Annotated in this window: 14 protein-coding genes and 1 riboswitch; of the genes, 8 read left to right on the top strand and 6 right to left on the bottom strand. The window is 71.9% G+C overall.

Annotation, left to right across the window (positions count from 1 at the left end; genetic code table 11):
* Positions 1-180: 180 nt before the first annotated feature.
* From ACQPYA_RS10225 to ACQPYA_RS10205, 5 genes are all read left to right on the top strand, one after another.
* Entirely contained in the window at positions 181-1,080 is a 900-nt protein-coding gene (locus tag ACQPYA_RS10225; RefSeq protein WP_433532372.1) for an ABC transporter permease, read from the top strand.
* Between the two features lie 10 nt (positions 1,081-1,090).
* Complete coding sequence (locus ACQPYA_RS10220; RefSeq protein ID WP_433533451.1) at positions 1,091-1,891, top strand: ABC transporter ATP-binding protein; 801 nt, start codon at positions 1,091-1,093, stop codon at positions 1,889-1,891.
* Between the two features lie 158 nt (positions 1,892-2,049).
* A complete protein-coding gene (locus ACQPYA_RS10215; RefSeq protein WP_433532371.1) occupies positions 2,050-3,552 on the top strand; it encodes a D-ribitol-5-phosphate cytidylyltransferase in 1,503 nt (500 codons plus the stop codon).
* Between the two features lie 35 nt (positions 3,553-3,587).
* Positions 3,588-5,285, top strand: coding sequence for a CDP-glycerol glycerophosphotransferase family protein (locus tag ACQPYA_RS10210; protein ID WP_433532370.1), 1,698 nt, complete (start codon positions 3,588-3,590; stop codon positions 5,283-5,285).
* Positions 5,286-5,390: 105 nt separating this feature from the next.
* Positions 5,391-5,933 (top strand): hypothetical protein, encoded by a 543-nt coding sequence (locus ACQPYA_RS10205; protein WP_433532369.1) that lies wholly within the window; start codon positions 5,391-5,393, stop codon positions 5,931-5,933.
* On the opposite strand, the gene ACQPYA_RS10200 is transcribed toward ACQPYA_RS10205, so the two are convergent.
* Positions 5,903-6,724, bottom strand: coding sequence for an alpha/beta fold hydrolase (locus tag ACQPYA_RS10200; RefSeq protein ID WP_433532368.1), 822 nt, complete (start codon positions 6,722-6,724; stop codon positions 5,903-5,905). The two genes, ACQPYA_RS10205 and ACQPYA_RS10200, sit on opposite strands and share 31 nt — an antisense overlap.
* 241 nt (positions 6,725-6,965) lie before the next feature.
* Here ACQPYA_RS10200 and ACQPYA_RS10195 point away from each other — a divergent pair, with 241 nt between their 5' ends.
* Entirely contained in the window at positions 6,966-7,979 is a 1,014-nt protein-coding gene (locus tag ACQPYA_RS10195; protein ID WP_433532367.1) for a hypothetical protein, read from the top strand.
* Between the two features lie 116 nt (positions 7,980-8,095).
* On the opposite strand, the gene ACQPYA_RS10190 is transcribed toward ACQPYA_RS10195, so the two are convergent.
* The 5 genes from ACQPYA_RS10190 to ACQPYA_RS10170 all read right to left on the bottom strand — a co-directional run bounded on the left by ACQPYA_RS10190 (position 8,096) and on the right by ACQPYA_RS10170 (position 13,207).
* Complete coding sequence (locus tag ACQPYA_RS10190; protein ID WP_433532366.1) at positions 8,096-8,974, bottom strand: C39 family peptidase; 879 nt, start codon at positions 8,972-8,974, stop codon at positions 8,096-8,098.
* Positions 8,975-9,199: 225 nt separating this feature from the next.
* A riboswitch (cyclic di-AMP (ydaO/yuaA leader) is annotated at positions 9,200-9,341 on the bottom strand.
* Between the two features lie 300 nt (positions 9,342-9,641).
* Entirely contained in the window at positions 9,642-10,415 is a 774-nt protein-coding gene (locus ACQPYA_RS10185; protein WP_433532365.1) for a hypothetical protein, read from the bottom strand.
* 210 nt (positions 10,416-10,625) lie between these two features.
* Positions 10,626-11,054, bottom strand: a complete 429-nt coding sequence (locus ACQPYA_RS10180) for a hypothetical protein (protein ID WP_433532364.1) — start codon at positions 11,052-11,054, stop codon at positions 10,626-10,628.
* A 90-nt stretch (positions 11,055-11,144) separates the two neighbouring features.
* Entirely contained in the window at positions 11,145-12,308 is a 1,164-nt protein-coding gene (locus tag ACQPYA_RS10175) for an acyltransferase family protein (RefSeq protein ID WP_433532363.1), read from the bottom strand.
* A 98-nt stretch (positions 12,309-12,406) separates the two neighbouring features.
* On the bottom strand, positions 12,407-13,207 hold the full coding sequence (locus tag ACQPYA_RS10170) for a S1 family peptidase (protein WP_433532362.1): 801 nt from the start codon (positions 13,205-13,207) through the stop codon (positions 12,407-12,409).
* Between the two features lie 262 nt (positions 13,208-13,469).
* Between ACQPYA_RS10170 and ACQPYA_RS10165 the strand changes: the two genes are divergently transcribed.
* Positions 13,470-14,597: a glycosyltransferase gene (locus ACQPYA_RS10165; RefSeq protein ID WP_433532361.1), complete on the top strand. Its 1,128-nt coding sequence runs from the start codon at positions 13,470-13,472 to the stop codon at positions 14,595-14,597.
* Positions 14,594-15,643, top strand: a complete 1,050-nt coding sequence (pseI, locus tag ACQPYA_RS10160) for a pseudaminic acid synthase (RefSeq protein WP_433532360.1) — start codon at positions 14,594-14,596, stop codon at positions 15,641-15,643. Before ACQPYA_RS10165 ends, pseI begins: the two co-directional genes overlap by 4 nt.
* The last annotated feature ends 44 nt before the right edge of the window (positions 15,644-15,687 follow it).

The raw sequence follows: 15,687 nt of genomic DNA, 5'->3' as shown, positions 1-15,687 counted from the left end.
ACCTCGGGCTCTTCTCGGCTGTCACGCAGGACAATGTACCGCAACGACGGTACGGTTGCGTCCCGACGTGTTTCGGACTACTGTCCACGCAGCGGCGAGGCGGCGCTCCACGCAACGGCCACGCTAGATTCATCGTCGCGAAGAACCCGCCCGGCACGACAGATCGGAGCGCCCATCCCCATGGCCAACACCGCGCTGGCCGACCCCGACTCCGGCCTCTCTCCAGCCCAGCTGGCCGCCCGGCACGGGCTGCGGGTGGCCGGCCAGCGGCCCTCGCTGGGTCGCTACAGCGGCCAACTCTGGAAGTACCGGCACTTCATCGCCGCGTACTCCAACGCCAAGCTGACCGCCTCGTTCAGCAACGCCCGGCTGGGCCAGCTCTGGCAGGTGCTCACCCCGCTGACCAACGCGGCGGTCTACTACCTGATCTTCGGGCTGGTGCTCGAACAGAGCCGGGGGATGGACAACTTCATCGCCTACCTCACCACCGGGCTGTTCATCTTCAACTTCACCCAGACCACCGTCCAGCAGGGCACCCAGGCGATCAGCGGCAACCTCGGGCTGATCCGGGCCCTGCACTTCCCCCGGGCCTGCCTGCCGCTCGCCATCACCGCCACCCAGTTCCAGCAGTTGCTCGGCTCGCTGCTGGTGCTGGTCGGCATCGTGCTGGCCACCGGGGAGCCGATCACCCTGGCGTGGTTAATGCTGGTGCCGGCGGTGCTGCTCCAGGCCGTCTTCAACGCCGGGCTGACCATGGTGGTGGCCCGGCTCGGCGCCAAGGCCACCGACCTGAAGCAGGTCATGCCCTTCGTCCTGCGGGCCTGGATGTACGGCTCCGGGGTGCTCTACAGCGTCAAGCTGTTCTCCGAGAACCTGCCCGGCTGGGCCACCGCCCTGGTGCAGTTCAACCCCATGCTGGTCTACATCGAGCTGGCCCGGGTCTCCCTGCTGGAGAACGCGCCCCTGCTCAACGACTCCCTGCCCCTGACCTGGCTGGTCGCGGTGGGCTGGGCGGTCGTGATGGGCCTCGGGGGCTACCTCTACTTCTGGCGCGGCGAACAGGAGTACGGCCGTGGTTGATCACCTCGCGATGTCCAACGACGTGACGCTGACCCTGCCCCGGGTCCAGGAACGGGTCCCGACCGTGGTGGTGGACGACGCGCACGTCGTCTACCGGGTGCACAAGGGCGCCGCCGGCAACACCAGCCCGGTGGCCGCGCTCAAGCGGATGGTGACCCGCACCTCCGCGCCGAACGTCCGGGAGGTGCACGCGGTCCGCGGCGTCACCTTCACCGCGTACCGCGGTGAGGCGATCGGGCTGATCGGCACCAACGGCTCCGGCAAGTCGACGCTGCTGCGGGCCATCGCCGGGCTGCTGCCGGTGGAGCGGGGCGCGGTCTACACGCAGGGCCAGCCGTCGCTGCTCGGGGTGAACGCCGCCCTGCTCAACGACCTGCCCGGCGAGCGCAACGTCACGCTCGGCTGCCTGGCCATGGGCATGTCCCCGGCCGAGGTGCAGCGCAAGCTCCCCGAGATCATCGAGTTCTCCGGGATCAACCAGCGCGGCGATTTCGCCTCGCTGCCGATGCGCACCTACTCCTCCGGCATGTCGGCCCGGCTGCGCTTCTCCATCGCCGCGGCCAAGCAGCACGACGTGCTGCTGATCGACGAGGCCCTCGCCACCGGCGACAAGGCGTTCCGCAAGCGCAGCGAGAAGCGGGTGCGGGAGCTGCGGGAGGGGGCCGGCACGGTGTTCCTGGTGAGCCACCAGCTCTCCTCGGTGCGGGACACGTGTGAACGGACAATCTGGCTGGAATCAGGTGAGATCCGGATGGACGGGCCGACCGCAGAGGTACTACGGGCCTACGAGGCATTCACCAACACCAAGTAGAATTCGGGTGAACGTACGGCACCCCGGCGGTGCCGCGCCGACCGCGTCGTCCCGTTGGGGTGACGCGGTCGGCGCGTTAAGGTTCAACCCGTCGCCGTGTCGGCGGCACCTTCCGTTCACCACCCGTTCCTGAGGCCATCCGAGAGCGAGGACCCGCAATGACGCAGGACCACACCACCGACCCGGGCACCACACCGGAGAACCCGGCGCCGTGGCGGCCCTCGCGGACGGTGGCCGTGGTGCTCGCCGGCGGCACCGGCACCCGGCTGGGCCTCGGTATCCCCAAGCAGCTGCTGAAGATCGCCGGTAAGCCGATCATCGAGCACACGCTGGCCGTCTTCGAGGCCGCACCGGAGATCGACGAGATCATCGTGCTGATGGCCACCGGCCACGTCGCCGAGGCGCAGCAGATCGTCGACAAGGCCGGCTTCCGCAAGGTCACCAAGGTGACCGAGGGCGGCGACACCCGCAACGCCACCACCCGCATCGCGCTGGACGCGGTGGGCGACGAGGACTGCAACATCCTCTTCCACGACGCGGTGCGGCCCCTGCTCAGCGGCCGGATCGTCCGGGAGTGCGTGAACGCGCTCTGGACGTACGCGGCGGTCGACGTGGCTATCCCGTCGGCCGACACGATCATCCAGGTCGACGAGAACGAGTGCATCACCGACATCCCGGTGCGCGCCACGCTGCGCCGGGGCCAGACCCCGCAGGCGTTCCGCTCCGGCACCATCCGCGAGGCGTACCGGCGGGCCGAGGGCGACCCGAACTTCGCCGCCACCGACGACTGCGGCGTGGTGCTCCGTTACCTGCCCGACACGCCGATCAAGGTGATCGACGGCTCGGACGAGAACATCAAGGTCACCCACCCGGTCGACGTGCACCTGGCGGACAAGCTGTTCCAGCTGGCCGCCGCCCAGGTGCCCCGGCTGACCGACCACCGCGCCTACAGCGAGGAGGTCACCGGCCGCACGATCGTCGTCTTCGGCGGCAGCTACGGGATCGGTCACGACCTGACCGAGCTGGCCCGCCGGCACGGCGCCCAGGTCTTCCCGTTCAGCCGCTCCAGCACCGGCACCCACGTCGAACGGCCCGAGGACGTCGAGGCCGCGCTGAAGACCGCCTTCGAGGCCACCGGCCGGATCGACCACGTGGTGGTCACCGCCGGGATCCTGGAGAAGGGCGCGCTGGCCGAGATGGACCAGGAGACCATCGACCGGGTGCTCCAGGTCAACTTCGTCGGCCCGGTGACGGTCGCCCGGCAGTCCCTGCCCTACCTCCAGCACACCAAGGGCCAGCTGCTCCTCTACACCTCCAGCTCGTACACCCGCGGCCGGGCGGACTACGCGCTCTACTCGGCCACCAAGGCCGCCCTGGTCAACCTCACCCAGGCGCTCTCGGACGAGTGGGCGGAGTTCGGCGTACGGGTGAACATCATCAACCCGGAGCGGACCGCCACCCCGATGCGGACCAAGGCGTTCGGCACGGAGCCCGAGCACACCCTGCTCGCCGCCGAGACCGTCGCCCAGGCGTCGCTGGACGTGCTGATCTCGGATCTCACCGGCCAGGTGATCGACGTGCGCCGGCCGCCCGGCGAGGCCCCGGCCGCCGTGGTGCCCGCCCAGGCCGCCCGTTCGGCAAGCGGCACCACCGTCGGCTGACCCACCGGCAACGAGCGCGAGGAAGCGACACCGAGATGCGTGGTGACCTGGTCCGCAAGTTGGCCGCCCGGGGCCTCGCCACCGGCGGGGCGGTCCTGGCATTCCTGGTGGTCGCGCTCACCGGCGCGACCGCCTGGGGGCTCGGGCTGGCGGTGGTCGCGCTCGCCGCCGTGGTCTGGGAACGGCGGGTACGCCCCGGTGCCGACGCGGTCGCGGAGACCACGCTGATCGCGGCCGGGGTCCTGGTCGGCTACGCCCGGCAGCTCGACGCCGGGTTCGACCCGGCCCTGGCCGCCACCGCCCTGGTGCTGCTGGGTGTGGTGCTGCTCACCGGCCCGCTGCGGCAGGCCGGAAACCTGGAGATCCGCGCCGCCAACCTGCCGGTACGCACCTGGGTGCCGCAGGTCACCGCCGGCCTCCCCGATGCCGTGGCGGGGCTGCTCGCCGTGCTGGCCCTGGCCGCCCTGGCGGGCCTGCCGGCCGCCGTCGCCCTGGCGGCGAGCCTGCTGGTGGGTGCCGCCGCCGGTGCGGTCGCCCTCGACCTGGCCCGGCGGCGGTTCCGACCCGCCGCCGGCGGCTCGGCGGTCACCCGGGCGCTACGCCGGCACCAGCCCGAGTTCGTGCTGCACTTCTCCGCCCCGCCCGGCTCGGAGTACCAGGTCACCATGTGGCTGCCGTACCTGGAACGGATCGGCCGGCCGTTCGTGGTGATGGTGCGCGAGCCCGAGGCCCTGCCGGCCATCGCGGCGGCCACCACCGCCCCGGTGGTCTACTGCCCGACGCTGCGGAACATGGACGAGGTGCTGGTGCCGAGCCTGCGGGTGGCGTTCTACGTCAACCACGGCGCGAAGAACAGCCACTGCATCCGCTTCACCCAGCTCACCCACGTGCAGTTGCACCACGGCGACAGCGACAAGGCGCCCAGCGCCAACCCGGTCTCGGCGATCTTCGACCGGATCTTCGTCGCCGGCCCGGCGGCCGTCGACCGGTACGCCCGCGCCGGGGTGGAGATCCCGGCCGAGAAGTTCGTGGTGGTCGGCCGTCCGCAGGTCGAGGCGATCGAGGTACGCAGCCAGCCGGCCCGTGGGCTGGCGAACCCGACCGTGCTCTACACCCCCACCTGGACCGGGCACCACGCCGACACCGACTACTGCTCGCTGCCGGTGGCCGAGACGCTGCTGCGGCGGCTGCTCGACCGGGGCGCCACGGTGATCCTGCGGGCCCACCCGTACACCGCGCAGAACCCGGCCTCGGCCCGGCAACTGGGGCGACTGCACGAACTCCTCGCCGCCGACCGGGCCCGCACCGGCCGGCAGCACCTGTTCGGCGCCGCGGCGAGCCGGCTGACCCTGGCCGAGTCGGTCAACCGGGCGGACGCGCTGGTTTCCGACGTCTCCGGGGTCGTCTCCGACTGGCTGTACTCGGGCAAGCCGTACACGGTGACCGACATGGGCGCCGACGGCGCCCGGTTCACCGAGCGTTTCCCCCTGGCCGCGTCCGGCTACGTGCTGCGCCGGGACATGGCCGACCTGGACGACGTGCTGACCCGGCTGCTCGACACCGACCCGCTCGCCGAGGCACGCTGGGCGACCCGACGGCGCTACCTGGGCGATTTCCCCGCCGAGTCGTACGCCGAGGCATTCCTGACCGCCGCCCGGCGCGAACTCGACCCGGCCTGGACCCCGCCGGCACCGCGCGTCGCGACCACGACGCCGCTCTCCCCCACCCCCTGACCGGCTCCGGCGGCATCTGCCGGCCGGGAAAAGGCCACACCGCCGCATTGCGGGCGTCGCCCGTCCGACGGTGCAAAGTGGAGCCGGCGCACTAGGCTTGCCCGCATGTCACGCCCGACACCCGACGCGCGCTCGTCCGGCAAGCTGACGTGGGCCTCCGACGACCTTCGCGCCCACCTCGCGCAGCAGGTCCAGCCGCAGGTCAGCATGGCGAGAAGGCTTGCGTTGACCGCGATTCCCGCCCTGGTCTTCACCGGGCTGCCGGCGTTCGTCCTCTTCGCGGTCACGACCGTCGTCGCGCCGTCGGCGACCGACGGGGCCAGCGTCGGCACGGCCGCCTGGTGGGCGCTGCAATTCGCCGTGCTGATGGCGGTCACGGCGATGGTCACGGCGCTGCGGCGGCGGGCCGACGAGGCCGAGTTGGACGAGTCGACTCGATCGACCTCGCTGCGTGTTGCGCTCAACGCGCTGCTCACCGGCGCGTGCGGGGCGCTGGTGCTGGCGCTGCACGGGCTTTCGACGGCGCAGATCGCCCCGTTGGCGGTCGCGCTCGTCGTCCTGCTCCACCTGCTGCCCCTGATGCTGGCCAGGCGACTGCGACGACGCCGTGAGCGCCGTCAGGCGGGTCCGTCCGCCCCGACGCCGTGAGCGCCCTCGCCTGACCTCGGCGGGGCAGCCCGGGACGTCTTCGGGTGCGGGCGCACGGTGTCGAGCAGGGCGAGCACGGCTGCCGGGTCCTCCACGTGGGCGTTGTGGCCGAGGCCGGGCAGGGTGGCCACCGGCACGCCGTACTCCTTGAGCTGGGCGTCGGACACCATCGGGTCGTGCTCGCCGCGAGCCAGCAGGACCGGTACGTCGATCGCGGCCAGCAGCGCGGTCAGGTCGGGCTCCCCGACGGCGAACGCGGCCGGGTCCATGGCCAGCCGCCATCGCCCGTCGGCCTGCCGCAGCCCGGCGTCGACCATCGGATGGTCGGGAGCGACAAGGCCGGCCAGGCCGGAGACGCGCAGGTACCGTCGGGCCGCCTCGCCCCGGGTGGCGAACCAGGTGACCGGGCGGGTGGCAAGATCACCGGCGCGGGCCAGCTCCTCCGGGGACCACACCGCCTTGATGCCGAGCCCGACCACCGCGTCGACCGGCACACCCTGGCTGGCGGCGGCGAGCGCCAGGCCGACCACTCCGCCGAGCGAGTGCCCCAGCACCACGACCCGGTCGCCGGCGCCCAGGCCACCGGCGACCCGGCCGGCGAGCCCGGCGAACGAGTATTCCGGCAGCGCGGACGCGCCGCCGTGACCGGCCAGGTCCGGTGCCGACCACCGGCCGGGCCACTGCTGTTCCAGCAGCGACGCCCCGGGCAGCCACACGTCGCCGGTCGCGCCCATGCCGTGCAGCAGCAGTAGTACGGGGCGGCCGTCCCGGCCCGGCGATTCTTCGATCATGTACGCAGTCTGCCAGCGCCCGAGAGCAGCGGCGATACCGGCGACCGGCACCCGACACCGGGCGACGCTTCGGCGACCGGTCCGCCGCCGGGATGTCGGCCTCGCGGCAACCGTCCTGATTGTCCCGTCAGGGCCTCACCATGATCAGGATGAATATACAGTGTGCCCGAGCGGTGGCGCGGGGACGCCATCCCACCATCGACAGGAGTACGCGTTGCATCTCAGGAATCGGTCGGGCTGGATGACTGCCACGGTGGCCGTAACGCTGCTCGCGCTTGCCGCGCCGACCTCCTCCGCCGCCGCCGTGAGAGTGGACGAGAGCGCGGGCACCGCCGCGGCTGCGGATCGGGTCCTCCGGGTCTACAACAACAACATCGAGAACCTGGTGGTGAACAACTCCGACGGGACCTGCACGCGCGTCTCCGGGCCGGACCAGCTCACCTCGATGCTGGTGGACGACAACGGGCAGAAGGGCACCTCCGGAGTGGCCGCCCCCGACCTGCTGATCGTGCAGCAGGTGCGCGGCACCGGTCAGGCCGAGGCGTACGCGAACCAACTGGGCACGAAGTTCGGCTACCCGGCCGGCACCTATCGCGCGATCGTGGCCTGGACCGACCCGGAGCCGTGGGGCAGCACGCACAAGTGCAGCGACCAGTCCCTCGGCGACCTGAAGAAGAAGCAGACCAACGCCATCATCTGGAACAGCCGTACGCTGGACCTCGCCTCGGGTGACATCTCGAAATACTGGAGCGCGGGCTGGCTGAAGCCGGGCACGGCCTACAACAGCGGCGCCGGCTGCACGCTCTACAAGCCGCCGAACAACGACGACGGCGCCACCAACGCCCACAAGTGGAAGCGCACCAGCGCCATCGCCGCCCGGTTCACCATCAAATCGACCGGGACCAGCGTCTTCGCCGCCACCATGCACCTGCCGGAGCAGAACCGGCAGAACGCCTGTGCCGGGGACGGCACCACCGGCATCAGCAACACGGGCATCCACATCGGCGCGGACGCGACCAGCCTGATGAACAACTCGACGATCCGGATCGTCGGCATCGACGCGAACCGGACGGGCATCGCCGCGAACACCCTGGGCGGCTCCGGCATGACCGGCTACGGGTCGAAGGCGACCAGCGGCTCCAGCAAGATCGATTACATCTTCATCAGGGGCGACGTGCAGCCGTCCAGCATCGACCACACCGTGGCCGGCACCAGGTCGAACCACATGGCGCTCTACGGCTTCATCAACTACTGACCACGCCGGCCAGCACACCGATCGGGGCCAGCACACCGATCAGGGGCACCGCACCGACCGGGGCGCCCGGACCGAAAGGTCCGGACGCCCCGCCGTCGTCGAACAGGACGAGTCGATCAGGCGGAGTAACCGCGGGTGGCCGCCCAGTTCGCCAGATCGATGGTGCTCATCCAGTACGAGTAGTACGACGGGTCGGCCGAGTCGGCGATCTTCACCTGCCGGCCCTCGTCGTCGTAGCCCACCACGGCGATGTAGTGGCCGCCGGGGAAGGAGTGCCAGCCGCCGTCGGTGTCGGTGGCGCTGCCGGCGACGTTGACCACGACAGCCCGCCCGGCGCTGAGGGCGGCCACGACGTCGGCCTGGAGCTGGTCCATCTGGGCCGAGGTGGCGGAGCCACCACGGATCATCGTGGTCTTGTAGGGGCTGCCCTTGACCGTGGCGTTCAGCACGCGGGTGGTGTCCTCGGCCGAGTTGGTGCCGGCGTACGTGGTGCCGAGCTGGCCGGCCAGGGTGTCCTGGTCACGATCGATGCCAGCGGCGCTGAGCGCGTTGCGCACCGCGGCCGGGCCGCAGTAGTAGCCGGTCGTCTGGGCCTGGTAGTCGTAGTCGAGGACCTTCGACGTCGGCGGCTTCGACGCCGCCTTCTTACTGGTCACGTCCGGGTCCGGCGCGGCCGAGCTGGCCTGCGCCGACGGCGAGGCGGCGGCGCTGGCCGGTGCTGCGGAGCTGGCCGGAGCCGCGCTGCTCGGCGCAGCGGTCGACGGGGCCGCCACGACCCGGGCGTCCCCGCGGGACGCTGCGGTGTCGCTTCGCAGCTCGGCGACGGCGGTCGTGGTCTGCGCGGTGGCCGGGGCGTCCTCGGTGCTGGCGAGCAGGGCACCAGCGCCGGAGGCGACGACCAGTGCCGCCGCCGACGCGGCGACGACCTGGTACGGACGTTCGGTGGCCAGCCGACGGAGCTGACGCTTGAAGGTGTGCTTCACGGAATCCTCCACGGGGCTCGGGGTGAGCGGCGCACCGGCTCCGGCGGTCGAGTCGGCAGGGTCACCGACGACCACCCGAGTACGCGGATGGGCCGTTCAACGGGGTGCGCCCGGGCTACCGGGCGGCGGCGGTGGGCCGGTATCAGCTCGCGACCACTGGGCCGGCGAGCGCGGGCACCGCGGTGCCGTGGAGGCAGGGGAACAATGGGGGGATCGAAATGTGCTGCACGAAGTAAGCACTCCTTCCGACACCGCCGACCGGGTTAGCTGACGGATTCGGGCGGGAAGATCGCCCTACCGCGGGCCGAGGCTCGCGGATTCACCCCAGTGGTGCAGTGGGTCCCCGGTTCGTGAGATCACGATTGAGCGGGTCGATGCGGCGTCGCCTCTTGCGATCGGTTACCGCACCGGACGGGCCGACACTACTGGCCGGTCATGACCCTGCCAACCCGGCGTGAGCTGCTTAAACATGATCCAGAAGAGTTTTTTTCGGGCGTTCGGGAACTGTCGTCGCTCAATGGGATGCGCGGCCATCCGGGCACCTTGAGGCGACAACCGGACCGGCCGTAAACAATTGTCCGGAAATTGCGGCAAGCATCCGCCGACTTACACCAGATGACCGTTTTTCCCGGCCCTGTGACCGGGCTCACCGAATCCCCGGCAGCCCCGGCGCGTGCGCTCAACCGACCCGGGCCGGTCGCCAGCGCAGGATCGCGGCCGGGCGGCCGACGGCGACCCGGCGCAGCGCCGGCAACCGGTTCGGCCGGAGCTGCTCCGCGGCGGCGTACGCCTCGGCGGAGAGGACGCGGGCCGCGTCGGCGGCGACCTCGGCAGCTCGCCACGCGGCGCGCTCCCGTTCGGCGGCGGCCCGATAGACGGCCAGGCGGCCGTCGCGTACCACCCGGGCGAGGAGGATCTCCTGCTCGGCCGGGTGCCGGCGGGGATCCCAGCCGGCCCGGCGGGCGAGCACGTCGCTGAGCTGACGGGCCGACAGGTCTCCGCGCCAGTGGGCGACCATCGCGGCCCGGTGCAGCCAACGCTCCCGGGCGGCGTACTCGGCGGGGGTGTGGGGCGTGCGGGGGGCGGGCAGCGCGGCGACGGCGGAGAGCCTCCGGGCCGTGGACTCCGCCTCGTCGTACCCGGCCCAGGCGCGGTCGAGCTCGGCCTGGGCGGCCCGCCACGCGTCCCGCCGCCGGGCGGCATTCTGCCCGGCGCCGGCCGCCGCCACCGCCACCTCACCGGCGTAGCGACGCAGGTCGGCCGCGGCGGTCGCGGCGGGGTCCTCGACCGGGTCGGCGGGCTCGCCGTCGTCCGGCCGGGCCGACTCGGGCCGGGCGACCAGGGCGGCGAGTACGCCGAGCGCGAGCACGAGCAGGACCGACCAGATGGCGGCGGCCCGTGGCACCTCGATCAGGAACTGGTAGACGACTGCGCTCTCCATGGCGTACCTCATCGGCCGGTTGGTACGGGTGACGACGACTCGTGCGGACCCGGACCGTCTCGTGGCCGCGCCACGGGGTTCGGGTACAGCGGTGGGGCGATGCATCGGAAGGGATGGGTCCCGGTCACGGTGGCCCGTCTCCAAGGCGTCCGGCCGGACGGTGGTGGTCACCAGGACAACCGCGCTGGACGGCCGGTCACCGCCGCCGGAGAGGCGACGGGATCAGGAGCGGGGCGGGCCGCGTGCGGGGTCGGCGCCCGGGGCGAGCACCGGAAACGCCGACGCGACCGGGGCGGCGGGGCCGCCGGTGGTGGATGGCCGGAGCGGGGTGGGCACCGCGGGGGGCACCGCGATCGCGACGTCCAGGTCGGTGCCGGCGGTCACGCCCTGCGCCAGGTGATCGACCGGCGCGTAAAGCGCGGCCGGCTGCCACCCGGTGTGCGCCTGCGGCGCGACGGTAACGGCCGGTCGGCCGGAGGCCGCGTCGAACCGGCCGGAGGCCGCTGTGTCGGGCTGCCCGGCGGGCCCTGCCGAGGCGGGCATCGCCCAGGCCCCGACGGTGAACGCGGCGGCGACCGCGAACCCGGTCAGCAGCCGCGCCGCCCAGCGCGCGAGCCACCACAGTGAACGGGCGGGCGCGACGGGAAGCACCCCATCACGCTACCGCCGGGGCCGCCGGACCGCATCGGCGCCGGGCGTGTCGCGTCCGGCCAACCGCCGGACGGCACCCCGCTGCCCAGGTCACCGCCGATTCGTCAGGCCGTCCTGATTGGACGCCGGCGCGGCGGGCGACGACCCGCCGGACGCCGCCGGACGTGGTGCCAGTACGCGCATCATCGGCTGCTCCACATAGCGGTGCAGCAGCGCGGCCAGGCCGAGGGTGAGCAGCAGGAAGCCGATCACCGCGGTCGGGCCCCACCAACCGGGCAGCCCCGTTCCCCAGTCGCCGGTGAGTCGCAGGATCGTCATGATCACGAAGACGTGCACCAGGTAGAAGGCGAACGAGACCTCGCCGAGCCAGACCATCGGCCGGGACCGCAGCGGCGAGCGACGCCCGTGCACGTCGGCGTCCGCCGCCGCGGCGATGACCAGGACGTACGCCACGGAGAGCAGCGCCGCCCAGAGCTCGGCCCGGATCCACTGGGAGGCTGCCACCCAGGTCGCCACGAAGATCAGGCCGGCCACGGGCAGCCGTGGGCCCCGCCAACGACCGCGCAGCATGAGCTCCGCGGCGGCCACGCCCATCCAGAACTCCAGCGACCGGACCAGCGGGAACACCTGGGTGAACCACCACCGGCTCTGCTCCGGCACCAGCGCCTGCCCCGGCCAGAGCGCCAGGATCAGCAGCGGCACCGCGATCACCACCGCCCAGAGCATCCACGGCCGGGCCCGCCGCACCAGCGGCAGCGCCAGCGGCAGGCAGAGGTAGAAGAACAGCTCGCAGGAGAGCGACCAGCTCACGTTGTTGACGCTGTAGAAGTACCCGGGCCGGGGGTCCCAGGCCTGCAACAGGAGGAGGTTCTCCAGCGCGGCGACCGGGTTGATCGGGTCGGCGAACCAGAGCGCCGCCAGCATGGCCAGCGCCCACATCAGCAGGTGGTTCGGGTAGATCTTGGCGAGCCGGCGACGCCAGAACCGCCGCTTCGAGGCGCCCGTCCGGGCCGACCAGACCAGCACGAAGCCACTGAGGATGAAGAAGAACTGGACCCCGGAGAGGCCCAGCGTGAAGATCTCGCTGACCACCGCCTGGTGGCCCGGCTCGGCGATGATCCGCATGGTGCCGGCGTGGAAACCGAAGACCAGCAGCGCGGCAACCCACCGCAGCCCGGTCAGCGACGGCAACCTACTCGCGTCGCCGCGTCCGGTAGTGGGTGCCGGTCGATCGACAACGGTGGAGCTGGTCATCCGGGCACCCTACCCGCTCGAAGATCACCCTGCCGGGCGAGCCCGGACGTCGGAACGGACGGGAGGGGCCGGCCCGGACGCACGGGCCGGCCCGGCGACTAGACCGTCGCCATGACGTCCAGGATCCAGTCCCGGCTGTCCGGGACCGTCGCCCAGTACGCGAGGCCGGTGCAGCCCGAACTGATCGTGGAGAGGACGCCCACCTGGTAGCGCAGCCCGTCCACGAGCTTGAACAGCGGTCCGCCGGAGTCGCCGAAACAGGCGTTGCCGTTCAGGCCGTTGGTGCGGATCGCCCGCCCGCCGAAGTAGTCGACGTACCCGTTGATGGCGAGGACGTCCTGGGTTGCCCGGCGCAGCGTGGTCGAGGGGTTGCATCCGGAGCACGTCCGCCCCCAGCCGAAGGCGTAGGTGGTGGCGCCCACCGTGGTGGTGGCCGACGGCAGCCGGACCGGCTGCGCGTTGGCCGAGCGGTTGAGCTTGAGCATCGCGATGTCGTGGCTCGTGCGCACCCGGGAGGTGGCGACCTGCACCACACCCCCGCCCGAGTTCCAGTAGATGCTCTTGACCCGGACACTGATGGCCGTGTTGGGGTGCCGGTTGCCGTTGGCATCCTCGATGCAGTGCCGGGCGGTGAGGACCCAGTAGTTGTCGACGATCGACCCGGAACAGTTGTAGTTGCCGTTGATGAGCACCGCCGCGAGGCCGTCGGCATCGGTCTGGAGCTCACCACCGACGATCATCGGCGTGATGTCCGGCTCGGTGTCCGGCTGGGCCGCCGCCGGATTCGCCGCCAGCGAGATGGTGACCAACAGCGCGGTGAGCACGGCGGCCAGGCGTGCGGCGACGCCTCGGACCTTTCCTGCTCCCCCGTTGGCCGCGAGAACTGCCGTCAACCTCATGAACCCCTCCATCGTTCGGGACAAGTGTTGAAGATCGTCTCTCGTCACCCCCAGTTCCCGCCGCCCCACTCTCCGCACCGATCCCGCCAGCCGCCAGCGAGATCGGCCACCACCTGCGCCGATCAAGATTCGCCGCCTTCCCGAATAGCGAGAACGGAGGCGTCCGTCGTTAACCGGGCACTTACCGGCTGTTCAAACACTTCACCGCACCTGGCCACATCAGGTTCGAGGCCCGTCCATCCGCGCGGCCCAAGGTTCTTGGGTGGTCAATCAGCCGACGGGAGCGCCGCTGCTGAGCATCGTCGTGCCGGTGTACGGCGTCGAGGCGTACCTGCCGCAGTGCCTGGAGTCGATCCACGCCGACGTGCCGGCGGGCGAGGCGGCGGCGGTGGAGGTGGTCGCCGTGGACGACGCCTCGCCGGACCGGTGCGGGCAGTTGCTGCGCGAGCACGCCGGCCGCCACCCGGGCGTACGGGTGCTGCGCCTGGATGCCAACGTCGGCCTCGGGCTGGCCCGCAACGCCGGCCTGGACGCGGCCACCGGCCGGTACGTGTGGTTCGTCGACAGCGACGACTGGCTGCCGCCGGGGACGATCCCGGCGGTGCTCGACCGGCTGCGCGTGGACCAGCCCGACGTGATGATGATCGACCACCTGCGGGTGCACGAGGGCGGACGCCAGGAGGTGGACGCCAGCAGCTGGCTGCTGCGCGACACCCCCGGGATGGTCCGGCTGGTCGACCGACCGCAGCTGCTCCGCGTGCAGCACACCGCCTGGAACAAGGTGGTACGGCGGGAGTTCATGGCCGAGTTGGGCCTGCGCTTCCACCCCGGCTGGTACGAGGACATCCCGTTCAGTCATCCGCTGCTGATCGGCGCGGAGCGGATCTCGGTGCTGGACCAGGTCTGCTACCTGTACCGCCAGGGCCGTCAGGGCGCCATCACCTCGACCCGCAGCGGCCGGCACTTCGACGCCTTCGAGCAGTACGACCGACTCTTCGCCTGGCTGCGCGAGCGCTACCCGGACGGGCGCTGGCACAGCGAGCTGTTCGACCTGATGGTGAACCACTTCCTGGTGGTGGTGGGCAACGACGACCGGTTGCACCCGCACCTGCGGCGGTCCTTCTTCCGCCGGGTCGCCGCGCACTACCGCCGGTACCTGCCGGGTGGCGGCTACCCGCGACCGGGCGGGGTGGCCGGGCTCAAGCACCGGCTGGTCGGGCGGGACAGCTACCTGGCGTACGCGGCGCTGCGCCGGGCCCACCGGCTGGCCGGCCGGTTGCGCGGCCCCGCGACGACCACCTCGACCGCACCGGTCACCGCCGACGCGGCGCCGGAGTCCACTACGGAGAGCCGCACGCTGGTGCGGGCGCACGGAAACGGAACGGAATGACGACGCTCAAGATCGGGCCGCATCTGGTCGGTGCCGGGGAACGCCCCTTCGTGGTGGCCGAGATGTCCGGGAACCACAACGGTGACCTGGATCGGGCCCTGGCCATCGTGGACGCCGTGGCGGCCAGCGGCGCACACGCGCTGAAGCTCCAGACGTACCGCCCGGACACGATCACCATCGACGTCGACACCCCGGATTTCCGCATCTCCGGCGGGCACGAGCTGTGGGGCGGCCAGAACCTCTACCGGCTCTACGAGAAGGCCCACACCCCGTACGAGTGGCACCGGCCGATCTTCGAGCGGGCCCGCGCACAGGGGTTGACCGTCTTCTCCTCGCCGTTCGACGCCACGGCGGTGGAGCTGCTGGAGGAGCTGGACGCGCCCGCGTACAAGATCGCATCGTCGGAGCTGGTCGACCTGCCGTTGATCCGGCTGGTCGCGGCGACCGGCAAGCCGATGGTCATCTCCACCGGGATGGCCACGCTGGCCGAGATCGACGCCGCGGTCGGCACCGCCCGGGCCGGCGGCGCCGGCGGGATCGTGCTGCTGGCCTGCACCGCGTCGTACCCGGCACCGCCCGCCGACAGCAACCTGCGGCGCATCCCGGTGCTGGCGGACGCGTTCGGCGTGCCGGTCGGCCTCTCCGACCACACCCCCGGCATCGGCGTGCCGGTCGCCTCGGTGGCGCTCGGGGCGTGCTTCATCGAGAAGCACGTCACGCTCGACCGCGCCGACGGCGGCGTGGATTCCGACTTCTCCCTGAACCCGGCGGAGCTGGCGGCCCTAGTGGTCGAGTCGGAGCGGGCCTACGCGGCGCTCGGCGGCACCGCCGTCGGCCCGACCCCGGCCGAGCAGGAGGGGTTGCGCTTCCGCCGGTCGCTCTACGTGGTGGCCGACGTACGTGCCGGCGACGAGGTCACCGCCCACAACGTCCGCTCCATCCGACCGGCCGGCGGCCTGCCCCCGGTGGAGATCGACCGGGTGCTGGGCCGCCGCTTCACCACCGACGTCGCCCGCGGCACCCCGCTGAGCTGGGACCTGATCTGACGAGGCCCTGACGAAACCAGAGTTGTTCGCCACTCTCGGTGCCG

It is taken from the genome of Micromonospora sp. CA-263727, assembly GCF_050942455.1.
Taxonomy (GTDB): Bacteria; Actinomycetota; Actinomycetes; order Mycobacteriales; family Micromonosporaceae; genus Micromonospora.
Note: the sequence above shows the minus strand (reverse complement) of the source record. Positions and strands in the feature narration are given on the sequence as shown.

Excerpts from the sequence above, each read along its gene's own strand:
- ACQPYA_RS10225 (WP_433532372.1), top strand. The coding sequence starts at position 181 with ATGGCCAACACCGCGCTGGCCGACCCCGACTCCGGCCTCTCTCCAGCC.
- ACQPYA_RS10220 (WP_433533451.1), top strand. The coding sequence starts at position 1,091 with ATGTCCAACGACGTGACGCTGACCCTGCCCCGGGTCCAGGAACGGGTC.
- ACQPYA_RS10215 (WP_433532371.1), top strand. The coding sequence starts at position 2,050 with ATGACGCAGGACCACACCACCGACCCGGGCACCACACCGGAGAACCCG.
- ACQPYA_RS10210 (WP_433532370.1), top strand. The coding sequence starts at position 3,588 with ATGCGTGGTGACCTGGTCCGCAAGTTGGCCGCCCGGGGCCTCGCCACC.
- ACQPYA_RS10205 (WP_433532369.1), top strand. The coding sequence starts at position 5,391 with ATGTCACGCCCGACACCCGACGCGCGCTCGTCCGGCAAGCTGACGTGG.
- ACQPYA_RS10200 (WP_433532368.1), bottom strand. The coding sequence starts at position 6,724 with ATGATCGAAGAATCGCCGGGCCGGGACGGCCGCCCCGTACTACTGCTG.
- ACQPYA_RS10195 (WP_433532367.1), top strand. The coding sequence starts at position 6,966 with ATGACTGCCACGGTGGCCGTAACGCTGCTCGCGCTTGCCGCGCCGACC.
- ACQPYA_RS10185 (WP_433532365.1), bottom strand. The coding sequence starts at position 10,415 with ATGAGGTACGCCATGGAGAGCGCAGTCGTCTACCAGTTCCTGATCGAG.
- ACQPYA_RS10175 (WP_433532363.1), bottom strand. The coding sequence starts at position 12,308 with ATGACCAGCTCCACCGTTGTCGATCGACCGGCACCCACTACCGGACGC.
- ACQPYA_RS10170 (WP_433532362.1), bottom strand. The coding sequence starts at position 13,207 with ATGAGGTTGACGGCAGTTCTCGCGGCCAACGGGGGAGCAGGAAAGGTC.
- pseI (WP_433532360.1), top strand. The coding sequence starts at position 14,594 with ATGACGACGCTCAAGATCGGGCCGCATCTGGTCGGTGCCGGGGAACGC.